The sequence below is a fragment of the Nocardia aobensis NBRC 100429 genome, assembly GCF_000308375.1.
GTDB lineage: Bacteria > Actinomycetota > Actinomycetes > Mycobacteriales > Mycobacteriaceae > Nocardia > Nocardia aobensis.
On record NZ_BAFQ01000159.1, the window covers coordinates 1 to 4,983 of the forward strand.

General features: G+C 69.5%; 4 protein-coding genes. 2 read left to right on the forward strand and 2 right to left on the reverse strand.

From position 1 onward, the window contains the following. Positions 1-1,882, reverse strand: a 1,882-nt coding sequence (locus RJ03_RS38020) for an AAA family ATPase (RefSeq protein ID WP_157163465.1), incomplete at its 3' end; no start/stop codon positions are given. Between the two features lie 22 nt (positions 1,883-1,904). Continuing rightward, entirely contained in the window at positions 1,905-3,077 is a 1,173-nt protein-coding gene (locus RJ03_RS20810; RefSeq protein WP_036504997.1) for an exonuclease SbcCD subunit D, read from the reverse strand. Between the two features lie 120 nt (positions 3,078-3,197). On the opposite strand from RJ03_RS20810, the gene RJ03_RS20815 reads away from it, so the two are divergent. After that, the gene (locus RJ03_RS20815; protein WP_036505000.1) at positions 3,198-4,334 is read left to right on the forward strand and encodes a DNA recombination protein RmuC; all 1,137 of its coding nucleotides are present in this window, start codon (positions 3,198-3,200) and stop codon (positions 4,332-4,334) included. A 58-nt stretch (positions 4,335-4,392) separates the two neighbouring features. Then, positions 4,393-4,983: DUF6542 domain-containing protein (locus RJ03_RS20820; protein ID WP_157163466.1), on the forward strand; the 591-nt coding region annotated here is incomplete at its 3' end.

The window sequence follows — 4,983 nt, forward strand, 5'->3', positions numbered from 1 at the left end:
TGTCGCCCGCCGGGCGCGGGTTGTCGTCCGCCGGGCGCGGGTTGTCGTCCGCCGGGCGCGGGTTGTCGTCCGCCGGGCGCGGGTTGTCGTCCGCCGGGCGCGGGTTCGAGGTGCCGGCCGTCGCACCGGTCGAAGCGTCAGGCGTCCCGGCCTCGGCTGCGACCGCAGGTCGGGCCGGCGCGGTGCGCGAGTTGTCGGATTCGTCGGCCGGGGCATCATCGACCGCACCGGGAATCTTCTGCTCGGCCGACGGGCCGGGTTCGTTATGGGCGCGGGCGGCGGAGCGAGTCCTGGTACCGCGCGACGCCGCCGGTGCGGGGCGGACGAGGTCGATGGAGAACAACTCCAATTCGACCGGCTCGTCCACGGCATCGTGCGCCTCTGGCGGAGGAACAGAGAGAGCGAACAGCGTTGCGTCGTCGGTTGTTTCGGATGTTTCGGTGTCGCCGTGGTCGGTCGCCGCTGTAACCGCCGTTACCTGAGGCTCGTCCTCTGCCTCCGCGGACTCCCCGGCATGCGCTTCGCCGGAGGGGCTCCATTCGGCCACCATTACGTCATCGGTCGACGCCGGGGCGGCTTCCCCGGCGGCTTGTCCGTGGTCGGGGGCCGTGCCGGTCGGAACCGATTCCGCAGCGGACCGGTCGCCCTCGCTCGAGCTCACCGAGTCCAGACCGTGGCGGCTCCCGCCTGCGGTGGCGGCCGCATTCTCTTCGTCGGCGGCGGCGCGGCCGATCTCCGGAATGGCCGACAGTTCCTCGGCCAACTCGGTATCCACCAATTCGGCGGCAGCGAGATCACTTGCGGCCCAGGTCGTTCCGGGAAGCTCGGCTGATTCCGGTTCGAGCAGACGGACGGCCAGGCGTTCGGCCAGGTCACGGGCTTCGTCGGTGCGGCGGCGCAGCGTCATGGCGGCGGTGCGGGCGTCGGCGAGCGCGGCCGCCACCGGTTCGACGCGGCGGGCGCGGTCCAGATCGGCCTGCAGCCGGTCGCGATGGGACGCGCCGGCGGTGTAGTCGTCGAGGTGGCGGCGGGCGATCGCGGCGCGTTCACGACGCTCCTGTACGCGGCGATGTTCCTCGGCCGCAGACAGCCGGCGCGCCGAATCCTGCTGGCAGCGAGCCAGATCCGCCGCCGAACGCTCCGCCTCGGCGCGGGCCTGCGTAAGGAGCTGCTGTGACCATTCCACGGCCTCGAACGGGCCGACGGCTTCAGTGGCGCCCAGGCCCGCGGTAATCGCGACCTGGGCGATCAAGCGGTCGACGCTCTGGCGGTGAATGTCCAGCTGCGCGCCGCTCTCGCGCCGCCGCTGCGCCAGCCACTGTTCGGCCGTGCCGAAGCGCTCGGTGTCGAACAGTCGCTCGAGCAGCTTTTCCCGATCCTCGTTGTCCGAGCGCAGAAAGCGCGCGAAATCGCCCTGCGGAAGCAACACCACCTGGAAGAACTGATCGGCACTCATCCCCAGCAGCCGGCTCACCTCGTCGCCGATATCGGGGATGCGCGACAGATGTTGTCCGCGCCCGTCCAGCCATTCCAGTGTCGCCGCGGCCTGTTCGGTCCGCATACCGGTGCCGCGCTTCTTCGGTCGCTCGAACTCCGGTGATCTGGTCAGGCGCAGCCGGCGGCCGCCGAGCGTCGCCTCCAGCACCACCCGTGGCGCGGTCTGCGCATCGGCGTGGTCGGAATGCAGGCGCTTACTCTCCCCCCGCGCCCCCGGCACCCGGCCGTACAGCGCGAACGCGATCGCGTCGAGCACCGTTGTCTTCCCCGCGCCGGTATGGCCGTGCAGCAGGAACAGACCGTCGGCGCCGAGCTCGTCGAAATCGACCCGAGCCGTCTCGGCGAACGGCCCGAAAGCCGTGAGCTCCAGCCGATGCAGCCTCATGCGGCCCCCGCCCGGGCGTCGGTCATGCCGACAACTCCGCCGAGGCTGCCACCACTTCGGCGACGGGTTCGCGCCGGGCCGCGGACAGTGCCTGCTCGATCAGCGCCATCTCCCCCGCCGTCGGTTCACCGCGCACATCGCTGAGAAAGCTGTGCGCGATCTCGCTGTCGCGGCGGCCGTGTACCCGTTCGCGGTAGCGCAGCTGCGCATTGCCCTCCGGGCGAGACCATTCCACGTGCACCGCGTGTGGAAACCGCTCCCGCAGCCGGCGCAGCGCATCGACGGGGCGGGCGTGATCGGTGAGCACCGCGGAGACGTAATCGTCCTCGGCGTCGGCATATTCGGCCGCGGACAGCAGCTCGTCCAGCACGCCGGTCAGCTGACGCAGTCCACGCACCACCGGGAGATCGTGGCGCTGCACCGATACCAGCCCGCCGGCGTCCAGATCGACGATCCACACCGCCTTGCGATGCGACCGCTCCGCGAACGAATACGGCAGCGGCGAGCCGGAATATCGCACCGACTCCGACAATGTCTGGGGCGAATGCAGATGGCCCAGCGCGACGTAATCGATGCCCTCGAACGCGCTCAGCGGAACGGTCTCCACCCCGCCCACCGCGATCGAACGTTCCGAACCGGTCGCCTCGGCACCGACCACGAAGGCGTGTGCCAGCACCACGGTGCGCGGAGCACCGCGGCGTTGCCGGTCCGCACGGATGCGGGCCAGCGCGGCATCCAGAATCTCGGCATGCGAGCGCGCCTGCGGCACATCCAGTTCCGCGCGGGTGATTTCCGGCTCCAGATACGGGATGCCGTAGCAGGCGACGGGTCCGTGCTCGTCGGTGAGCACGACCGGCCGGTCCACCTCCGCCACCGACGTCCGCAGATGCAGTCCGCCCGCCGCGGCGAAGCTGCCGAGGGCGCCCAGCCGAGTGGGTGAATCGTGGTTACCCGAGGTCGCGACGATCGTCGCCCCCGCGGCGCGGATCGCCTCGAAACCCTTGTTGCACACCGCTATCGCGTCCGCGCTCGGAATCGACCGGTCGTAGACGTCACCCGGTACCACCACCGCGTCGACCTGCTGCGCGGCCACGAGTTCCGCCACCGCCTCCAGCGCACGCGCCTGATCGGCCAGCAGGTCGACACCGTGAAAGGTGCGCCCGATGTGCCAGTCCGAGGTATGCAGCATCCGCATGTGGGAAGAGGCTAAGCCATCTCACCGACAAGGTTGAATCGCTTCGGCGTGTCGACGGGTGATGCTGGAGAATTGCCGGGATCCGCGAACTTGTCGGTGGGATAGGGCACCATCGGGCGCATGACCGCATCGATGCTGTTCGCGTTGTTGTTGGTGTTCTGCGCGGGGGCCGGCCTCGGGTGGCTGGGCCATGCCGCCCGGGCGGGACAGCGGGCGGCCACGGCCGAAGCTCGGCTCGCGGCGCTGCGGGACAACGAACAGCTGCTGCGGCAATCGCTCGGCGCCGCGAGTGCGGATGCGGCACGGCACAATTCGCAGGCCATCGGCACCCTGGTCGAACCGCTGCGCGAGGCCCTGGGCAGTTTGAACCAGCACATCCAGCAGGTCGAGCACCACCGCATCAACGCCTACTCCGGGCTGCGCGAACAGGTCGCGGGGATGCAGCGGATCTCCCAGCAGTTGTCCACACAGACCGGCGAGCTGGTGTCGGCATTGCGCGCGCCACAGGTGCGCGGGCGCTGGGGTGAGATCCAGCTCGAGCGAGTCGTCGAACTGGCGGGGATGGCCAAGCACTGCGATTTCGACACGCAGGTCACCGCGAGCGGCCGCGACGGCCTGGTCCGGCCCGACCTGGTGGTTCGGCTGGCCGGTGACCGCCAACTGGTGGTCGACGCCAAGGTGCCGCTGACGGCCTATCTGGACGCCACCGGGGAGACGGATCCGCGCCGGCGCGCCGACCATCTGGCCCGGCACGCCAAACACCTGCGCGCGCATGTCGACCAGCTGGCCGGTAAGGCGTACTGGGAAGCCTTCGACCCCAGCCCGGAATTCGTGATCCTGTTCATCCCGGGCGATCCGTTCCTCGACGCCGCACTGACCGCCGATTCCGGCCTCCTCGAATACGCGTTCGGCCGCAACGTGATTCTCGCTACACCGACCACCTTGATCGCATTACTGCGCACCGTCGCATTCGGCTGGCGACAGGAGGCACTTTCGCGAGACATGGCAACCGTTCAGCAACTGGGCCGGGAGCTCTACACCCGGTTGTCCACAACGGGCAGCCATCTCGACAAGCTCGGCACCCAACTCGGCAAGGCCGTCGACGCTTTCAACCACACCGTGGCCTCGATCGAGTCGCGCGTGATGGTCACCGCGCGCCGTCTGCACGATCTCGACATCGGCGATCGCGCCGTACCGGCAATTGCTCCCGTCCAGTCGTGGCCGCGCGCGGTAGGCTTCTCGGACACCAACGAGTAACTCCGGCAGCAGCCCGGCCTCGACACACGTTCCGGCCGCGGCAGATAGTGTGCTTTACGTGGCAGCTACCCAACGCGAGCGATCCGATGTACCCGCCTCGCACCTCTCGATCGTCCCGTCGGTGCCCGGCATCCCCGCCGGCGCCGCGGTGTTGATCGCGGTGGCGTGCACTTTCATCGGATTTTTCATCGACTCCGGAAACAGCGGCAAGGAGCTGACCCATGTGTTCGCCGCGTTCTACATCGTCGGATGTGTGATCGCGGCATGCGTGGTGCGCTATCGCGGCCTGTTCACCACCATGGTGACCCCGCCGCTACTGCTGTTCATCGCCGTCCCGCTGGCCTATCAGCAGCTGACCGGGCACAGCTCGACCTCGGTGAAGGACATCCTGCTGAACCTGGCGATTCCGCTGGTGAACAGATTCCCGACCATGGCGCTGGCGACGGTCCTGGTGCTGGGTGTCGGCGCCCTGCGGGTGTGGCTGTACCGCAACGCCGACACCACCGCGCGTCCCACCCGGGAACGCGGCAGCGACAGCTGGAACCCGCGTTCGGCCGCCGGCCGTGCGCGTCGCGCCCGTAGCGACGCCGCCGGCGGCGAGACCCTGCGGCGTAGCTCCCGCGGTCAGAAGCGCGGCGCGGAGGCCACC